Source organism: Pseudomonas sp. CDFA 610 (assembly GCF_021147865.1).
GTDB classification, from domain to species: Bacteria; Pseudomonadota; Gammaproteobacteria; order Pseudomonadales; family Pseudomonadaceae; genus Aquipseudomonas; species Aquipseudomonas alliivorans.
This window is the reverse complement of the sequence record NZ_JAGTPM010000002.1, coordinates 94,800-111,607: the sequence shown is the minus strand read 5'-3', so window position 1 is coordinate 111,607 and position 16,808 is coordinate 94,800. Positions and strand designations below refer to the sequence as shown.

The 16,808-nt window shown below is 60.0% G+C and carries 16 protein-coding genes; 9 read left to right on the top strand and 7 right to left on the bottom strand.

Translation table 11 applies throughout. From position 1 onward, the window contains the following. Positions 1-175 precede the first annotated feature (175 nt). The 3 genes from KDX39_RS03650 to KDX39_RS03640 all read right to left on the bottom strand — a co-directional run bounded on the left by KDX39_RS03650 (position 176) and on the right by KDX39_RS03640 (position 2,269). Positions 176-1,117, bottom strand: a complete 942-nt coding sequence (locus KDX39_RS03650) for an alpha/beta fold hydrolase (RefSeq protein WP_231659420.1) — start codon at positions 1,115-1,117, stop codon at positions 176-178. Positions 1,118-1,372: 255 nt separating this feature from the next. Beyond that, positions 1,373-1,669, bottom strand: a complete 297-nt coding sequence (locus tag KDX39_RS03645) for a DUF3144 domain-containing protein (protein WP_231659419.1) — start codon at positions 1,667-1,669, stop codon at positions 1,373-1,375. A gap of 162 nt (positions 1,670-1,831) precedes the next feature. Further along, positions 1,832-2,269: a DUF3592 domain-containing protein gene (locus KDX39_RS03640; protein ID WP_231659418.1), complete on the bottom strand. Its 438-nt coding sequence runs from the start codon at positions 2,267-2,269 to the stop codon at positions 1,832-1,834. 166 nt (positions 2,270-2,435) lie between these two features. Here KDX39_RS03640 and KDX39_RS03635 point away from each other — a divergent pair, with 166 nt between their 5' ends. Beyond that, a complete protein-coding gene (locus KDX39_RS03635) occupies positions 2,436-3,431 on the top strand; it encodes a hypothetical protein (protein ID WP_231659417.1) in 996 nt (331 codons plus the stop codon). A 179-nt stretch (positions 3,432-3,610) separates the two neighbouring features. Here the strand turns inward: KDX39_RS03635 and KDX39_RS03630 are convergent, their stop codons facing one another. From KDX39_RS03630 to KDX39_RS03620, 3 genes are all read right to left on the bottom strand, one after another. Next, entirely contained in the window at positions 3,611-3,850 is a 240-nt protein-coding gene (locus KDX39_RS03630) for a hypothetical protein (protein WP_004886708.1), read from the bottom strand. Between the two features lie 308 nt (positions 3,851-4,158). Then, positions 4,159-4,830, bottom strand: coding sequence for a response regulator (locus KDX39_RS03625; RefSeq protein ID WP_231659416.1), 672 nt, complete (start codon positions 4,828-4,830; stop codon positions 4,159-4,161). After that, positions 4,805-8,206, bottom strand: coding sequence for an ATP-binding protein (locus tag KDX39_RS03620; RefSeq protein ID WP_231659415.1), 3,402 nt, complete (start codon positions 8,204-8,206; stop codon positions 4,805-4,807). The genes KDX39_RS03625 and KDX39_RS03620 overlap by 26 nt, the downstream gene beginning before the upstream one ends. A gap of 414 nt (positions 8,207-8,620) precedes the next feature. Here KDX39_RS03620 and urtA point away from each other — a divergent pair, with 414 nt between their 5' ends. The 8 genes from urtA (at position 8,621) to tspO (ending at position 15,933) form a co-directional block, all read left to right on the top strand. Beyond that, entirely contained in the window at positions 8,621-9,865 is a 1,245-nt protein-coding gene (urtA, locus tag KDX39_RS03615; RefSeq protein ID WP_231659414.1) for an urea ABC transporter substrate-binding protein, read from the top strand. A 98-nt stretch (positions 9,866-9,963) separates the two neighbouring features. After that, positions 9,964-10,881, top strand: a complete 918-nt coding sequence (gene urtB, locus KDX39_RS03610) for an urea ABC transporter permease subunit UrtB (protein WP_180274326.1) — start codon at positions 9,964-9,966, stop codon at positions 10,879-10,881. A 10-nt stretch (positions 10,882-10,891) separates the two neighbouring features. Beyond that, complete coding sequence (gene urtC / locus KDX39_RS03605) at positions 10,892-12,055, top strand: urea ABC transporter permease subunit UrtC (RefSeq protein WP_099228260.1); 1,164 nt, start codon at positions 10,892-10,894, stop codon at positions 12,053-12,055. Then, a complete protein-coding gene (gene urtD / locus KDX39_RS03600; RefSeq protein ID WP_099228261.1) occupies positions 12,052-12,813 on the top strand; it encodes an urea ABC transporter ATP-binding protein UrtD in 762 nt (253 codons plus the stop codon). The genes urtC and urtD overlap by 4 nt, the downstream gene beginning before the upstream one ends. Before the next feature lie 10 nt (positions 12,814-12,823). Then, positions 12,824-13,513, top strand: coding sequence for an urea ABC transporter ATP-binding subunit UrtE (urtE, locus tag KDX39_RS03595; protein WP_099228262.1), 690 nt, complete (start codon positions 12,824-12,826; stop codon positions 13,511-13,513). 82 nt (positions 13,514-13,595) lie between these two features. Then, positions 13,596-14,825 (top strand): formamidase, encoded by a 1,230-nt coding sequence (fmdA, locus tag KDX39_RS03590; RefSeq protein ID WP_184319596.1) that lies wholly within the window; start codon positions 13,596-13,598, stop codon positions 14,823-14,825. Positions 14,826-14,902: 77 nt separating this feature from the next. Further along, positions 14,903-15,250 (top strand): FmdB family zinc ribbon protein, encoded by a 348-nt coding sequence (locus KDX39_RS03585; protein ID WP_099228264.1) that lies wholly within the window; start codon positions 14,903-14,905, stop codon positions 15,248-15,250. Positions 15,251-15,492: 242 nt separating this feature from the next. Next, positions 15,493-15,933 (top strand): tryptophan-rich sensory protein TspO, encoded by a 441-nt coding sequence (gene tspO, locus KDX39_RS03580; protein ID WP_231659413.1) that lies wholly within the window; start codon positions 15,493-15,495, stop codon positions 15,931-15,933. Positions 15,934-15,985: 52 nt separating this feature from the next. On the opposite strand, the gene KDX39_RS03575 is transcribed toward tspO, so the two are convergent. Then, a complete protein-coding gene (locus tag KDX39_RS03575; protein WP_210070290.1) occupies positions 15,986-16,612 on the bottom strand; it encodes a glutathione S-transferase family protein in 627 nt (208 codons plus the stop codon). Positions 16,613-16,808: the final 196 nt, after the last annotated feature.

The following is a 16,808-nucleotide window of genomic DNA, read 5'->3' as shown; positions in this document are numbered from 1 at the left end:
TCTGTACGAAAAGTGGCTGCGCTCGGTGATGCTGCGTTAAAAACAGGCTCGTGCGCGAGTCCGATCGGAATGCTCATTTACAACACGTAGACTCCGCTTCCTCGCCTGTTTTTGCCTTGCCTGACCTTCGCTCGCCGACTTTTCGTACAAAACCTAGCACACTGGAAGGCGTTCGTTACCGGACGTTCTTGTCGAGAAACTCACGAATCACAGGAATGATTTCCTTGCCATGGGTTTCAAGTGCGAAGTGTCCGGTGTCATAGAAGCGGATGTCTGCCTTGGGGATATCACGCTTCCAGGCCTCGGCTCCGGCCGGCATGAAGAACGGATCGTTCTTTCCCCAGACCGCCAGTAATGGTGGCTGGTACGTGCGAAAGTACGCTTGAAAGGTCGGGTACATCGCAACGTTCGAGGCGTAATCCAGTACCAGGTCGAGCTGAATGTCGGCATTACCCGGCTTCGATATCTGCAACCCTTCCAGCGTGTAGCCGTCTGGTGATACCGAACTCTTGTCGGCGACCCCTTCGAGGTATTGCCACTTGATCGAGGCCGGTGTCGGGAAGTCCTTCAAGGCTTCCCGGTTCTGTGGCGTCGGCTCACGCCAGTACTTCTGGATTGGAACCCATCCATCGCCCAGCCCCTCTTCGTAGGCATTGCCATTCTGGGAAATGATCGCGGTGACTCGCTCAGGGTGGGCGACAGCCAGACGCCATCCCACTGGCGCGCCGTAGTCATGCACCAGCAATGCGTAGTTGTCGAGTTTGAGCTGTTCGGTGAACTGGCCGATGGTCGTCGCCAGTTGGCTGAAGGTGTAGCTGTACTGATCCTTCGCGGGTGCTTCGGTGAAGCCAAATGCCGGCAGGTCCGGCGCGATGACGTGATAACGATCGGCCAGTTCGGGAATCAGGTCGCGGAACATGAATGATGAGGCAGCGAAGCCGTGGAGCAACAGCACTGTCGGGGCGCTGGGATTACCTGCCTCACGGTAGAACACCTTCACATCACCGACCTGCTCGTAGCGATAGTGAACCGGATGGGTCGAATCGGCGGAATGGGCACCGCCAGCAAGCAGGGAGGCTGCGAGACCGGCGGTTGCGACTGATTTGGAAGCGTTCATAAGTCGACCTGTGTAACCACAAATTTTGAAAATTCAGGTTACTCTTTGCTTTTGTAACCTGTCAAACATTTTTTTAGGGTTACATGTGGGCGTGACTTCCTCTGGCGCTGCTTTCGGCGCACGCCACCCGCTGACAGCCTATTGTTCGAGTTGGGCCTCTCGATGAAGAGTCAGGACGGGAGGGTAAAGCGCAGCAATTGCGAACAGGGGGCCCATCAACCGACTGCCGCACTACCAGCGGCATCGCGATGTGCGTCAGTTCTTGCTGCCGGCCTTGTATCGGTCAAAATTCTGGATATGGTCGTCAATATTGTCTTCAAGCATCATTCGATACTGTTCACAGAAGTACCTGACGATTTCCTCCCGCGCTTCGGCCATTTCAATTCCGGATTCAAAGCTGCGTGAAGTGACCCATGCATTGAATCGCGTAGCGCCGAAGGTCATCGAAGCGCTCACTTTGCCGAGGTCTTCGGGCTTGTCGATCTGCTGGTTTGCCAGATTGATATGAGCGTCGGCCCGGTCATAAAATGCTTGGTCGGTTTTTTGTGTCATGGACAATTGCCTTTTCCGTGATATTCGATCGTTTCATCGTTTCGTGCAGCGTTGGATGCGCGCGCTCCCGACCGCTGCTCTGCCGGAGCGTGCTGACTGACCATCACGATGCCGTTGTATGAGAATTCAGCCTATTGATATCGGGATTTTCAGCTGAGTCTCTTACAAGGCCTGCGCTTCGCGCCCTCGGCGCAGCCATGCAGCCGAGTGATAGCTGCCCCCTGCGGTGAATACGATAGCGAATAATCCCGCCAACAGGCTCGTTCCCCACAGCGCGCCACGGTCTTCAATTATTGCAGTGCTGGAGGGCGCTTCTGCTTTGTAGAGAACAGTCACTGAGTCGCCCACGCTATAACCGAAGATAAACCCGCCTTCGGGGTAGCTGAATACCTTCCCCAAGGCGTCAGTGAAGTCGATTTGCGGGTGGCTGCTGCCCGAGTTCAGAGCGCTGACATGCCCTTCGGCGCGTTGCGCATGGGCTAGAAAGCCGAGTCGGTCCTGGACCAGCCAAAAGGTGATGAAGAGCAGGCAAAGACCCAAGGGTATGAAAATCAGTGCGCGGAGCAGATCGCCCCGGTCGGAGGATCGTGTTGAGGTCATGGCAGGTCCCTTGCTTCATCCATAAACGGCGGGTATTACAATGAGCTCTCTGAAGCCTGTCAACGATATCCCCTGCGTGAAACCTTCGATTTCGCGTCGATCCACATAGGAACCACCGTGGCATGACTGAGTCTGCCCACCTGTCCTGAGGTTTACCAGAGCATCCATGATCCCTATCAACCCGCTGGCCATGATGATCGGCTTTCTGATTTTCATCTTCTCTCAAGTCCTGCTCGGGTTATTGATTGCCTGCCTGCTGGCCTTTTTCATTCCGCGTTGCAGGCGTTACATGCTGGCGCGGCGCTGGCGTTTCGGGTTGATGATCATCGGCCTGACGCTCGCCAGCGTGCCCTACGTCTGGAGCGAGGTCACCGAGTGGCGTGACTGGCGCGCGCATAATCCGCGTCTTGAGCAGGAAGAGGTAGTGGGCGACCTGGTGCTGCCGGCGGGTACGCAGGTTCGGCTGGAGTACCTGGAGCCGTTCAACGACTTGAGTGGCAATCCTGTGCCCTATGGTCTGCGGAGCCTCGAACAGGCGGACTTCGACCGTACGCCAGGCAACGTCATGGGGCTGCGCGTACGTCGCCTGGAACTGTGGCAACACCAAGGCTCTGCGACGATCGAGACAACAGCGGTCAACGATCTGCAAGGCTGGAAGTGCGCACCGGGCGAAGTCGAATTCCACTTCCCGTTCGGAGCCCCTTTCAACTTTTCCGAGTGGCACTTTTACGGTTGCACGCTGGCGCCCGGCAGCACGCTGGGTGGCATTGTCTGGGCGGGCCCCGTGAAGGTGTTTTCCACGCAGAACAAGGAATGGGAGGCAAGCACCGGGGATACCTCAAGCTCACTGTTGGGGATGGAGCTGCGCTGGCTGAGCATGCGGCTGAACAGGCCTTATGGTGATGTGCTCGGATGGGACGGCGTATTGAATCGCGAGACTGACTTCGGCCCTGTTCACTATCCTGTCGGCACTCAGGTTCGTCGTTATCGCCAGGCTCTACTCTTCAGTCCGCCATTTGAAGCGTCAGCCCTGGACCGTCGCACGGGGACGTCAGTAGACGCCGACCATTCAGTCTTGCAGCGTGTTTCAGGTGAAGTGCTGGGGATACGCCTGAACACCCTGGAGGGTTTACAGTCCTTCCAGAACATCGAGATTCCCTGAGGCAGGACGGCAGAGACTCGAGCGTTGTGAACGCGATTGGTTCAGCGCAGCGAAGGAGGGCGCGAGGCACCGCTGAATCCTGCGCCACGGTCTGCGCATTGCGATCCGGGGCTGGATCAAGTCCAGTCCCTGACAGGGCCGCGGCCAGAAAAAAAGCGACAGAAATGGCGCATGCAAACCTATTTCTTCAGGGCTTTGGCCTCTGCAGCAAGGCACTCCAGGGCGAACTGCTCTGTGTACGTCATCTGAATCGGAGTGGTTTCACCCTTGACGGTTCTTTCGCCCTCCAGAATGTACTTGATTCGCTTGTCAGTGACCCCGATACGCTTTGCGATCCACGACGGTGTTTGCCCGATGCGTGAAATCAGCTTGTCTGCGTATTCGGTGGAAGGGTTGTAGTGCTCTGCGTTGGGTGTCATTTGAAGTCCGGACAGTAAGGTTGGGCAATGTGCGTTTGAGTTGTCTGCAACACGGTGCGCTATTTGTTGGATGGTGTCTGCAACGGTGACTCATCTTCGTTATTCAAAAGCGTCCTCGGCTTGGGCGCTTCAGCCGCAATCGCTCCGGAATGGAGTGAAGTCACCCTAGGCTCTGTACGAAAAGTGGCTGCGCTCGGTGATGCTGCGTTAAAAACAGGCTCGGAATGCTCATTTACAACACGTAGACTCCGCTTCCTCGCCTGTTTTTGCCTTGCCTGACCTTCGCTCGCCGACTTTTCGTACAAAACCTAAACCCCACCCGCTATCACCCCCAGCGCCACCGACGTCGCCGCCGTCCGCGTCTCGACCCCCAGCTTGATGTAAATATGCTCCAGGTGTTTGTTCACCGTCCGAGGACTCAGTTGCAGGATGTCGGCGATGTCCTTGTTGGTCTTGCCGCACGACACCCAGCGCAGGACTTCGATTTCGCGGTCGGTCAGTTGGAAGCGGCTGGAGAGTTTTCCGTAGGCGGGTTTGTCGTCGAAGCTGGCGGGCTGCGAGGCGTTGCGGGCTGATTGCAGGATGCGTGCGGTGCGCAGGTGGGAGGCGACGCGCGCGAGGACTTCGGTGCACTGGATCGGTTTGGTCACGTAGTCGATGGCACCGGCCTCGAAGCCTTGCACCACGTGTTCGCTGTCGGTGAGGGCGGTCATGAACAGCACCGGGATGTTGGCAGTATCGGGTTGGGCCTTGATCTGGCGACAGGTCTCGAACCCGTTCATGCCCGGCATCATGGCGTCGAGCAGGATCAGATCCGGTCGGCGGCGCTGGATGCGGGTCAGCGCGCTCTGGCCGTCCAGCGCGACCAGCACCATGTAGCCCGCTTCGTCCAGCGCATCGGAGAGCAGCGCCAGATTGTCGGGCACGTCGTCGACGATCAGGATGATGCCGTTTTCAGCGGCTCGGGTCATTGCGTCCATGGAGCGCCTCTTTCAGTTGGTGGCTGAGTTCATCCAGGCGAAAGCCTGAGGCCAAAGTGCGCAACTCAGCGACGAAGCCGCTACTGCCTGCGCCATCACGCTCGATTGCGTCGAGCTTTTGCTGAATGCCCCGGACATAGCCCAGGCCACACAATTCATAGAGTTCTTCCAGGTCCACCCGCGCAGGCAACCCGCGCGCAGACAGCGCAGGTGCCGGAGCGTTGTGCGCGCGACGTTGCCAGGTCAGTTGCAGGTGATGTTGCAGGCGGTCCAGCAATCGTTGCAGGTGCACCGGTTTGGGCAGGTAATCGTTGCACACTTGCAGGTTGCGCTCCTTGTCGTCGGCCAGTCCACTGGCGTTGGCCGACAGCACGATGATCGGCGCCTGGGACAGCGCGTTACGGCGGATCAGGCGGCTGGCGGCCCAGCCGTCCATGTCGGGCATGGAGAGGTCCATCAGGATCAGGTCCGGGTGCAGCAGCGAAACCTGTCTGATCGCCTCCTGCCCGTTGGCCGCCTGGGCGACGTTGAAGCCGAGGGGAGTGAGCATGCCGCTGATGACCTTTCGGTGTTCGATGTGATCGTCCACCACCAGAATCAGCCGCCGGGGTCCTTCGTAGCCGATGAGGTCATGGTCCGTGGCCACGACTGCCTTGGGCACCCGGACTTCCGAGAGGAACAGCCGAACCTGAAAGCGCGTGCCTTCATCCGGCTGGCTGGTGACAGACAGCGCGCCGCCCATCAAGGCAGTGAGCATACGGGTGATGGTCAGGCCAAGGCCGACACCGTTGTCCTGACGCACCAGTCCGCCGCGCTCGAACGGCTGAAAGATCCGTTCGAGCTGTTCCGGGGCGATACCGATGCCGGTGTCGATTATGTCGAAAATCGCCGTTTCCAGGCGATAGCTGACCCGCAGACAGACTTCGCCGCTGTCGGTGAAGTTGATCGCGTTACCCAGCAGGTTGATGAGGATCTGGCGCACGCGCTTTTCGTCGCCGCGCACCACATCCGGCATGCGTCCGAGCAGCTCCATGCGCAGGGTCAGGCCCTTGTCGCGCGCCGGGCCGGTGAACATTTTCTGCAGATCATCGAGGAATTCCCGAAAGAGAATTTCCGAGGGTTCCAGGCGCAGTTTGCCAGCCTCGATCTTGGCGACGTCGAGCAGGCCGTCGATCAACGAGAGCAGGTGCGAACTGCTGCGCATGATGGTCGCCAGCGAGTCCAGGTGCTTGCTCGGCGTGGCGGCGTCGCGTTGCAGAATCTGGGTGAAGCCGAGAATGCTGTTCAGCGGCGTGCGCAACTCGTGGGACAGGCCGGTGACGTAGCGGCTCTTGGCCGCGTTGGCGGCTTCCGACGCCTCCTTGGCCTCCTGCAAGGCCTGATCGGTCTTGTGGTGAGCTTCGATTTCCTGCATCAGCAGAGCGGTCTGACGTTCGGATTCTTCCAGTGCCACGCGGCGGCTTTCCCGGGTCAGCACCACCCACCAGGCCAGCACACCGGCGAAGACGCAACAGGTCAGGAACGCCTTGAGAAACGCCAGCATCAGCGTGTGGTGCGCCTGTGGCGACTGGTCGGTGAGGCCATGTGAAACCTGGCTGTAGATCAACGCCAGTGCGCCGGACAGACCGAGCACCAGCACGCTCAGCAAGCCCAGGTATTGCATGAGTCGCGTGTGCAGGTAGCGACGTGGCAGGCGAGGCAGCAGACCACCGATCAGGTCTTCGAACTGCATGGACAGCCGCGAACGGGTCTTGCACTGATCACCGCAGCGGGCGTCCAGCGAGCAGCACAACGAGCAGATCGGCGAGCCGTAGGCCGGACACCAGGCCATGTCCGGGGATTCGAAGGCGTTGCTGCAGACCCCGCAGTGCAGGCTCGCCTGCCGACCAGTGGGGAAGAGCAGCAGCGGGTTGCTGTCGCGCGCCAGATAGTAGCGGCCCCTGGTCAGCCAGGCGATCAGCGGCGCGGCAATCAGGGCGGTGGTCAGGGATATCAGCGGCGGTGCAGCTCTGGCCAGTTCACCCAACGCACCGAAGTGAGCACAAATGGACAGCAGCGATGCGATGAACATCGCGCCGACGCCCACCGGGTTGATGTCGTACAGGTGCGCACGCTTGAACTCGATATGTCTGGGTGACAGGCCCAGCGGCTTGTTGATCACCAGATCGGCCACCAGCGCACCGATCCAGGCGATGGCGACATTGGCGTACAGGCCAAGGACTTCTTCAATGGCGTCGAACACGCCCAGCTCCATGAGAATCAGGGCGATGGCGACGTTGAACACCAGCCAGATCACCCGGCCGGGGTGGCTGTGGGTGACGCGGGCGAAGAAATTCGACCAGGCCAGCGACCCGGCGTAGGCGTTGGTCATGTTGATCTTGATCTGGGAAATGATCACAAACAGCACCATGGCCGCCAGTGCCCATTCAGGTGACAGGAACACGTAGTTGAAGGCCACCAGGTACATTTGCGTCGGCTCGGCAGCGCGTTCGATGGGCACTTGATGCTGCAGGGCCAGAAAGGCCAGAAACGCGCCGGCCATGATCTTCAGGCCTCCGGGGATCACCCAGCCAGGTCCGGCCATCAACAGCGCGGCCCACCAGCGTTTACGGTTGCGACGGGTTTTCTCCGGCAGGAAGCGCAGGTAGTCCACTTGCTCACCAATCTGCGTCACCAGCGAAAGCGCTACGCTGAACGCCGCGCCAAACAGCAGCAGGTTGAAGGTGCCGCCTTCACCTTCGCGCCCGGCGAACGAGGTAAGGTCCGAAAGCGCGTCCGGGTTTTTCCAGATCACGAACACATAGGGCACGATCAGCAGTGTCAGCCACAAGGGCTGCGACCACATCTGCAGACGGCTGATCAGGGTGATGCCGTAGGCCACCAGCGGAATGACGATGATCGAGCAGATCACGTAAGCCAGCGCCAGCGGAATGTGGAAATACAACTCCAGTGCCAACGCCATGATCGCCGCTTCCAGGGCGAAGAACAGAAAGGTGAAGCTGGCGTAGATCAGTGAAGTGATGGTCGAGCCGATATAGCCGAACCCTGCGCCTCGGGTCAGCAGGTCCATGTCCACGCCATAGCGGGCAGCGTAGTAGCTGATGGGCAGGCCGGTCAGGAAAATCACCAGCGCCATGGCGATGATCGCCCACAGGGTGTTGGTGAAGCCGTAACTCATCACCAGCGCGCCGCCAATGGCCTCCAGCGCCAGAAACGACACGGCACCCACAGCGGTGTTGGCGATGCGGAATTCCGACCATTTGCGGAAGGATTTCGGCGTGAAACGCAGGGCGTAGTCTTCCATGGTCTCGTCGGCGACCAGCCGGTTGTAATCGCGGCGCACTTTGATGATGCGTTGAGAGCCAGAGGGGCGCACTGAGTGGATTCCTGAGGGTTAATGACTCACGCAAATCCCTGTACGTTGCCGACACGGGGGAAGGCAGCAACTTCTGTGCCTGTCTGGCTGCCTTGCCACGTCTTCGACGCAGCGCTGTCGCACAGCAGACACCGGACCGTGGGAGGCGATCTGCCGGGCACCGGCAGCAGAACCGGCGCACGCGCTGTGTCAGCTGTAATCAGGGGCCGCTGCGCCGCTCTTCGGGCTCACGCAGATGGCATGCAGCACAGGCGCAATCATGCCCTTGATCCTGCAGCCACACCCTACGTCAAATGACGTATGCCGATACGTCATGCTGCGTATACCCCGTTTCCGGCGTCACGCTCATGCTTGCTCCTACTCGCGACGGCTCTGACCGGTCTCGCCGCGACTCACCAGCACAGGAGCGGGAACATGGATTCACGACAGACAGGCCCCATACGCTTTTTTCCCCGACGCCTGGCGTTGGGTGCGGCAGCGATCTCGCTGATTGCCGCCAGTGTGTTCAGCCAGGCGACCCTGGCCGATGAGGCCAATACCACCGGGCTTGCCGTGACGGCTACCGAAGTGACCGTCGGCCAGTTGCACTCGGCCACCGGCACCATGGCGATTTCCGAGACCGGCTCGATCCAGGCCGAGCGGCTGGCCATCGACCAGATCAACGCGTCGGGCGGCATCCTCGGGCGGCAGATCAAAATCGTCCAGGAGGATGGTGCTTCCGACTGGCCGACCTTCGCCGAAAAAGCCAAGAAGCTCCTGGTCGGCGACAAGGTGGCCGCGGTGTTCGGCTGCTGGACCTCGGCCTCACGCAAAGCCGTGTTGCCGGTGTTCGAGAAGGAAAACGGCCTGTTGTACTACCCGACCTTCTACGAAGGGCTGGAACAGTCGAAAAACGTGATTTACACCGGCCAGGAAGCCACCCAGCAGATCCTCGCAAGCCTTGACTGGATCGCCAGGGAGAAGGGCGCCAAGACCTTCTACCTGATCGGCTCGGACTACATCTGGCCGCGCACCTCCATGAAGATCGCGCGCAAGCACATCGAGAATGTCCTGCACGGCACCGTGGTCGGCGAAGACTACTACCCGCTGGGCAATACCCAGTTCGGTTCGCTGATCAACAAAGTCAAGCTGAAGAAGCCCGATGTGGTGTTTGCCGCTGTCGTGGGCGGCTCCAACGTCGCGTTCTACAAACAGCTCAAGGCCGCAGGCGTGACCTCGGCCAAACAGAACCTGCTGACCCTGTCGGTGACCGAGGATGAACTGCTGGGCATCGGCGGCGAAAACATGCAGGGCTTCTATGCCTCGATGAAGTACTTCCAAAGCCTCGACAACCCGAACAACAAGGCCTTCGTGGAGGCATTCAAGGCCAGGTACGGCAAGGATTCGGTCATGGGTGACGTGACCCAGGCGGCCTATCTCGGTCCCTGGCTGTGGAAGGCTGCTGTCGAGAAAGCCGGGAGTTTCGACGTCGACAAGGTGGTTGCAGCGTCGCCAGGCATCGAGCTGAAAACCGCGCCGGAAGGTTACGTCAAGGTTCACGAGAACCATCACCTGTGGAGCAAGACCCGCATCGGTGAAGTCCAGGCTGACGGCCAGTTCAAAGTGATCTACGAATCGGACCTGATCGAGCCCAATCCTTTCCCCAAGGGTTACCAGTAACAGCAACTGCCTGAACGCTGTGTACTGGAGCGGGGCTGTCCGCGGCGTCACGCCGACAGCCTCGCGCCCCCCGTCATTCACCCTTGGAGACCACCATCATGGAATGGCTATCGGAATTTGGTGCCATCGCGGCCATGCAGGGGTTCAACGGTCTGTCCGTGTTCTGCGTGCTGCTGTTGATGGCGCTGGGGCTGGCAATCATTTTTGGCCAGATGGGCGTGATCAACATGGCCCACGGTGAGTTTCTCACCATTGGCGCCTACACCACGTACGTGCTCTCGACGCTGGTGCAGACCTATCTGCCGTGGATGCAGCCGTACTACTTTTTCTTCGCCATCGCGCTGTCGTTCGTGGTGGCCGGTGCGATTGGCTGGGTGGTGGAGCGAGTGATGATCAGCCGCCTCTACCACCGGCCGCTCGATACCCTGCTAGCGACCTGGGGTCTGTCGCTGGTCATGCAGCAAGCGTTTCGTTCGATCTTCGGTGCGCGGGAAGTCAGCGCCACGCCGCCGGAATGGTTGATGGGTGCCGTGAACCTGACCGATGCCATCGAAATTCCCCGTAACGGCCTTTTCGTCATGGGCCTCAGCATGCTCATGACCGGCGGCATTTTCCTGATGCTGTATCGCACCCGCTGGGGGCTGCACGTTCGCGCCACGGTGCAGAACCGCATCATGAGCCGCGCCGTCGGCATCAACACCCGCCAGGTCGACCGTATGACCTTCGCTCTGGGCTGCGGCGTGGCCGGTGTCGCGGGGGCTGCTTTCACCACCATCGGTTCCACCGGGCCCACGGCCGGTTCGCTGTATATCGTCGACACCTTTCTGGTGGTGGTCTTCGGCGGCGCACAGAGCCTGTTCGGCACCATCGCTTCAGCGTTCGCGATTGCCCAGGCGCAGTCGATTTCCGAATTCTTCATGAGTGGCTCGATGGCCAAGGTGCTGACGCTTTCGGCGGTGATTCTGATCCTGCTGATGCGCCCGCAAGGCCTGTTTTCCAGCAAAGTCCGCAAATAGAGGCCGAACGATGAACGCACTCAACAAAATGCTCGGTGGCCGCCAGGGTGTGGTCGGCCTGCTGATCCTCGCGGCCCTGATTCTGGTGGTGTTTCCGCTGACTCTGGACGCCTTTCGCCTGAACATGGTCGGCAAATACCTGACCTACGCCTTCGTCGCGGTCGGGCTGGTGTTGTGCTGGGGTTACGGTGGCATTCTCAGCCTGGGGCAGGGGGTGTTCTTCGGCTTGGGCGGTTACTGCATGGCGATGTTCCTGAAGCTGGAGGCGTCGGACCCGCAAAGCACCAAAATCCAGTCCACACCGGGCATTCCGGACTTTATGGACTGGAACCAGATCACCGAACTGCCATGGCTCTGGGTGCCGTTTCACAGCTTTACCTTCACTGTGATCGCCGTGGTGCTGGTGCCAGTGATCCTCGCGCTGATCATCGGTGCCGCGCTGTTTCGGCGGCGGGTGGGCGATGTGTATTTTTCCATCGTGACCCAGGCCATCGCGCTGATCCTGACGGTGTTGATCATCGGCCAGCAAGGCCTGACCGGTGGCGTCAATGGCATTACCGACCTGAAGACTCTATTAGGCTGGGACATTCGCGGCGACGGCGCGAAGCTGACGCTGTACTTCATCAATGCCGCACTGCTGCTCGGCTGCATCCTGATCGGCAAATTCATTCTTTATTCCAAGCTCGGCCGACTGCTGATGGCCATGCGCGACAAGGAAGAACGGGTGCGCTTCTCGGGCTACGACGTGGCCGCCTTCAAAGTCTTCGTCTACTGCGTGGCTGCCGGATTTTCCGCAATTGGCGGGGCGATGTTCGCGTTGCAGGTGGGCTTCATGTCGCCGTCGTTCGTCGGCATCGTGCCGTCCATCGAGATGGTCATCTTTGCCGCGGTGGGGGGACGCATGTCGCTGCTGGGCGCGGTGTACGGCTCGCTGCTGGTGAATTACGGCAAGACCTATTTCTCCGAATCCTTCCCTGAACTGTGGCTGTACCTCATGGGCGGCCTGTTCATCGCGGTGGTCATGTACTTCCCCAACGGCCTGGCCGGTCTGTGGGAAAGCCACGCTCGCCAATGGCTGGGCAGATTCGCGCCCAGGCCGGCGCCAGTAAGCAAGGTGCCCCCATCGTTGACGACTGAAAAACAACCCGCCCGCCCGTTGGAGACCCAGCCATGAACAGCCCGACAGGTTTCCAGATGAACAAGCCGGTGCTGGCCATCGAAGGGCTGACGGTGTCATTCGACGGCTTCAAGGCGGTCGATGATCTCAACCTGTACATCGACCGCAACGAGGTGCGAGTAGTGATCGGCCCCAACGGCGCAGGCAAGACCACCGTTCTCGATCTGATCTGCGGCAAGACCCGCGCCACGGGCGGCAGCATCCAGTTCAAGGACCGTGAACTGACCCGGATGAACGAGTACGACATTGTGCGTGCCGGTGTGGGACGCAAATTCCAGACCCCGTCGATCTACGACAACCTGAGCGTGTTCGAGAACCTGGAAATGTCCTTTCCGGCAGGACGCAGTGTGTTCGGCGCACTGTTCTTCAGGCGCTCCAGCGAAGTGCTGGAAAGGGTCCGGCAGGTGGCCGCCGACATTTTTCTCGGTGACCTGCTGGAGCAGCAGGCCGGGCTTCTGTCCCACGGCCAGAAGCAGTGGCTGGAAATCGGGATGTTGCTGATGCAGGACCCGGAACTACTGATGCTCGATGAGCCGGTGGCTGGCATGAGCGTCAGTGAACGCGCACAGACGGCTGATCTGTTGAACCGCATCAGCCAGGGCCGATCGGTGCTGGTGATTGAGCACGACATGGAATTCGTCAAGAGCATTGCCCACAAGGTCACGGTGCTGCATCAGGGCAAGGTGCTGGCCGAAGGCAGCATGGAGTCGGTGCAGAAGAACCCGAAAGTCATCGAAGTTTACCTGGGCCACTGAGGAGCACAGCATGTTCACGATTCAACAGCTGAGCTGTGGCTATGGCCAGAGCCAGATTCTTCATGACCTGGACCTCAACGTCGAGAAACAGGAAATCGTCGCCGTCATGGGCCGTAACGGCATGGGCAAGACCACGCTGTTCAAGAGCCTGATGGGCATCCTGCCGCAATGGGGCGGGCAAGTGCAGGTGGACGGCGTTGATGTGTCCGCGCTGGAAACCCATTCAAGGGTCGAGCACGGCATGGCCTACGTACCGCAGGGCCGCATGATCTTTCCGTCAATGAGCGTGCTGGAAAACATCCAGACCGGACTGCCCGCGTCAGCCAACGGCAAGGTGCCGGAGGACCTGTACGCACTGTTCCCGGTGCTGTTCGACATGCGCGGGCGCCGTGGCGGCAACCTGTCCGGCGGGCAGCAACAGCAACTGGCAATCGCCCGTGCGCTGGCGACCAACCCCAAGGTGCTGTTGCTCGACGAGCCCACTGAAGGCATTCAGCCGTCGATCATCAAGGACATTGCCCGCACCCTCAAAGAGATCCGCAGCCTGCGCAACCTGACCATTGTGGTCTCCGAGCAGGTGCTGTCGTTCACCCTGGAAATCGCCGACCGATTCCTGGTGATCGAGAAGGGCCGCTTCGTGGTCGAGGAAGCCCGCGCCAATGTCGACGAAGCGACGATCAGCCGCTACCTGTCGGTGTAGCCCGCGACCCGTGTCCCCTCTTTATTAACTGCAGTGACCTTACCTAACCATCGAATTGACCCGAGACCGCAGGAGAACCGCCATGACCGAAACCCTGATCAAAGTCGACCTGAACCAGCCCGTCACCGAAAACGAGCAGATTCACAACCGCTGGCACCCGGACATTCCGATGGCCTGCTGGGTCAAACCGGGTGACGATTTCATCCTCGAGACCTACGACTGGACCGCAGGCGCGATCAAGAACGATGACGATGCCAGCGATGTACGGGATGTTGACTTGACCACTGTGCACTACCTGTCCGGCCCGGTCGGCGTGCATGGCGCTGAGCCCGGTGATCTGCTGGTGGTGGATCTGCTGGATATCGGTGCCCGCGCGGATTCGCAATGGGGCTTCAACGGCTTTTTTTCAAAGCAGAACGGCGGCGGTTTTCTGACCGAACACTTCCCGTTGGCGCAGAAATCCATCTGGGATTTCAAGGGCATGATGACCAGCTCGCGGCATATCCCGGGTGTCGAGTTTGCCGGTCTGATCCATCCCGGTCTGATCGGCTGTCTGCCCGACCACAAGATGCTCGCCGAATGGAACCGCCGCGAACAGGAGCTGATCGACACCGACCCTGATCGCGTTCCCGTGCTGGCCTGCCCGCCGTTTGCCGCGACTGCCCATCTGGGCAAGCTGAAGGGGCCGGCCCGTGACATGGCGGCCGCGACTGGCGCACGCACCGTGCCGCCCCGCGAACACGGCGGCAACTGCGACATCAAGGACCTGTCCCGCGGCTCGAAAGTGTTCTTCCCGGTCTACGTCGATGGCGCGGGGCTGTCGGTGGGGGATTTGCACTTCAGCCAGGGCGACGGTGAAATCACCTTCTGCGGCGCCATCGAAATGGCCGGCTGGGTGCACATGCGGGTCGAGCTGATCAAAGGCGGCATGGCCAAGTACGGAATCAAGAACCCGGTCTTCAAACCCAGCCCCATCGTGCCGAACTACAACAACTACCTGATCTTCGAAGGTATCTCGGTCGATGAGGCGGGCCAGCAGCATTATCTGGACGTCAACGTCGCCTACCGTCAGGCGTGCCTGAACGCGATCAATTACATGACCAAGTTCGGCTATTCGCCTGCGCAAGGTTATTCGCTGTTGGGTTCGGCGCCGGTTCAGGGCCACATCAGCGGCGTAGTGGACGTGCCCAACGCCTGCGCGACGCTGTGGCTGCCGACGGAGATCTTCAAGTTCGATATCAACCCCAATGCCAACGGACCGACGAAGTTCATCGACGGCACTGTCGATTTGCCGATCGCTCAGGACAAGTAGGTTGTGCGGGACGCCGCTCGTGAAAGACGAGCGGCGTCCATTCGCACTGCGTCGATCTCAATTCAGAGGAATTCAGCATGCCCATGTACGAGTACGACTGCCCACACTGCGGCGACTTCACGTCACTGCGGCCCATGGCCGAGAGCGCGCTGCCCTGTGAGTGCCCCGAGTGCGGCGCGTCCAGCATGCGCGTGATCCTTTCGGCACCGGGCCTGAGCACCATGGCGGGCAACACCCGCAGCGCCATCGCCCGCAACGAGCGAAGCGCTCATGAGCCGAAAACGCTCGACCAATACAAGGAAAGCCGTGGCCATCCGAGCGGTTGCAGTTGCTGCGGTCCCACCACCCGACCGGTCCCGACCAAGGCGAATCCGCACGCGCTGAAAGGCAAGGCGGCGGGGCGGCCGTGGATGATCAGTCATTGAGTGCCGGTTCTGAGTGGCGGGTTATCGCCTAACGTGCTGATTGCAGAAATGGTTGTGGCAGGCGGCTTGCCGGCGATGCAGTCGACGCGGTATGTCAGGAAAATCGTCGCGGTAAACCGCCTCCCACGACCGGGTGTTTACAGCGCCACATGACAAACCTCACCGACGTATTGAATTTCTGACACGGCAAGCGAGTCATTGAAGGGTAAGCGCCAGACCCCTATCCCCCTCAAGGACCGACGATGACCTTCTTCATTTTTCTCCTCGCCTGCGCGGCCGCCGCGAGCACCGGCATTATTTTCCAGCCCGGACAGTGGTACGAATCGCTGAAAAAACCCGGCTTCACACCGCCGAACTGGCTGTTCCCGGTGGCCTGGACAATTATCTACCTGCTACTCGCCTGGGCCGGTTATCGTCTGAGCCTGATACCCGGAAGTCAGGCAGTACTGGCGCTCTGGGCCGCGCAGATCGCTTTGAATACTTTATGGACGCCGGTGTTCTTCGGTGCGCACAAACCCTTTGCCGGGATGGTGATCATTACTCTGCTGTGGCTGGTCGTGGCAGCCATGCTGGTCATGGCGCTCAGTCTGGATGTGATCACCGGACTGATACTGTTTCCCTATCTGGTCTGGCTGTGCGTGGCAGCCGCGCTGAATTTCTCGATACTGCGCAACAATCGCTGAAGCCTGTTGAACAGTCACCAGGCGTCACAGGACGCCTGGCTGACTCGCCCCATTATTTTGCGAACGAATACTCGCCGCCTTTTTCCAGTGCCGCGCGATACGCAGGCCGGGCCTGAAGCTTGTCGACCCACGCAGCAAGGTTCGGATAAGGCTGCAGCTTGCCACGTGCCTTGGCGATTTCACCGATGAAGCTCATCTGAATATCGGCCCCGGTCAACTCTTCGCCCACCAGATAAGGCGTCAGACCCAGCGTGTCGTTCAGGTAGCCGAGGTAGTTGGCCACTTCCGATTCGATACGCGGGTGCAGCGGTGCGCCTGCATCGCCCAGGCGTCCGACGTACAGGTCAAGCATGAGCGGCAGCATTGCCGAGCCTTCGGCGAAGTGCAGCCATTGCACGTATTCGTCATACGTCGCACCGGCAGGGTCCGGTTGCAGACGGCCTTCGCCGTGGCGGCGGATGAGGTAATCAATGATGGCGGCCGACTCGATCATCACGTGAGGGCCGTCCTGAATGACCGGCGACTTGCCCAGCGGATGGATTTCCTTGAGTTCGGGGGGCGCGAGGTTGGTCTTGGTATCGCGCTCGTAACGCTTGATCTCGTAGGGCAGACCCAGCTCTTCCAGCAGCCAGAGAATGCGTTGCGAGCGCGAGTTGTTGAGGTGGTGAACAGTGATCATGAGGGCTCCGTTATGAAGTAAGGGGTGTTAACAGAGGACCGCCGCATCTGTGGGGAGTGCCATCTTAAAGCCCAGGCGCTGACTGCCTGCATCGAAAGCGCCGCGCGGATAGACAGCCATCGGACATGAATCAGCAGGTGCTGAGATGCAGCAACCTGTTACCAGTCGTCTGAAAACGATTAATCCCGATAATTTA

What these genes read in the sequence shown, in the direction of transcription:
- fmdA (WP_184319596.1), top strand. Translation starts at nt 13,596, where the DNA reads ATGACCGAAACCCTGATCAAAGTCGACCTGAACCAGCCCGTCACCGAA.
- KDX39_RS03635 (WP_231659417.1), top strand. Translation starts at nt 2,436, where the DNA reads ATGATCCCTATCAACCCGCTGGCCATGATGATCGGCTTTCTGATTTTC.
- KDX39_RS03650 (WP_231659420.1), bottom strand. Translation starts at nt 1,117, where the DNA reads ATGAACGCTTCCAAATCAGTCGCAACCGCCGGTCTCGCAGCCTCCCTG.
- KDX39_RS03625 (WP_231659416.1), bottom strand. Translation starts at nt 4,830, where the DNA reads ATGGACGCAATGACCCGAGCCGCTGAAAACGGCATCATCCTGATCGTC.
- urtC (WP_099228260.1), top strand. Translation starts at nt 10,892, where the DNA reads ATGAACGCACTCAACAAAATGCTCGGTGGCCGCCAGGGTGTGGTCGGC.
- tspO (WP_231659413.1), top strand. Translation starts at nt 15,493, where the DNA reads ATGACCTTCTTCATTTTTCTCCTCGCCTGCGCGGCCGCCGCGAGCACC.
- urtA (WP_231659414.1), top strand. Translation starts at nt 8,621, where the DNA reads ATGGATTCACGACAGACAGGCCCCATACGCTTTTTTCCCCGACGCCTG.
- KDX39_RS03630 (WP_004886708.1), bottom strand. Translation starts at nt 3,850, where the DNA reads ATGACACCCAACGCAGAGCACTACAACCCTTCCACCGAATACGCAGAC.
- KDX39_RS03575 (WP_210070290.1), bottom strand. Translation starts at nt 16,612, where the DNA reads ATGATCACTGTTCACCACCTCAACAACTCGCGCTCGCAACGCATTCTC.
- urtE (WP_099228262.1), top strand. Translation starts at nt 12,824, where the DNA reads ATGTTCACGATTCAACAGCTGAGCTGTGGCTATGGCCAGAGCCAGATT.
- urtB (WP_180274326.1), top strand. Translation starts at nt 9,964, where the DNA reads ATGGAATGGCTATCGGAATTTGGTGCCATCGCGGCCATGCAGGGGTTC.
- urtD (WP_099228261.1), top strand. Translation starts at nt 12,052, where the DNA reads ATGAACAGCCCGACAGGTTTCCAGATGAACAAGCCGGTGCTGGCCATC.
- KDX39_RS03585 (WP_099228264.1), top strand. Translation starts at nt 14,903, where the DNA reads ATGCCCATGTACGAGTACGACTGCCCACACTGCGGCGACTTCACGTCA.
- KDX39_RS03645 (WP_231659419.1), bottom strand. Translation starts at nt 1,669, where the DNA reads ATGACACAAAAAACCGACCAAGCATTTTATGACCGGGCCGACGCTCAT.
- KDX39_RS03640 (WP_231659418.1), bottom strand. Translation starts at nt 2,269, where the DNA reads ATGACCTCAACACGATCCTCCGACCGGGGCGATCTGCTCCGCGCACTG.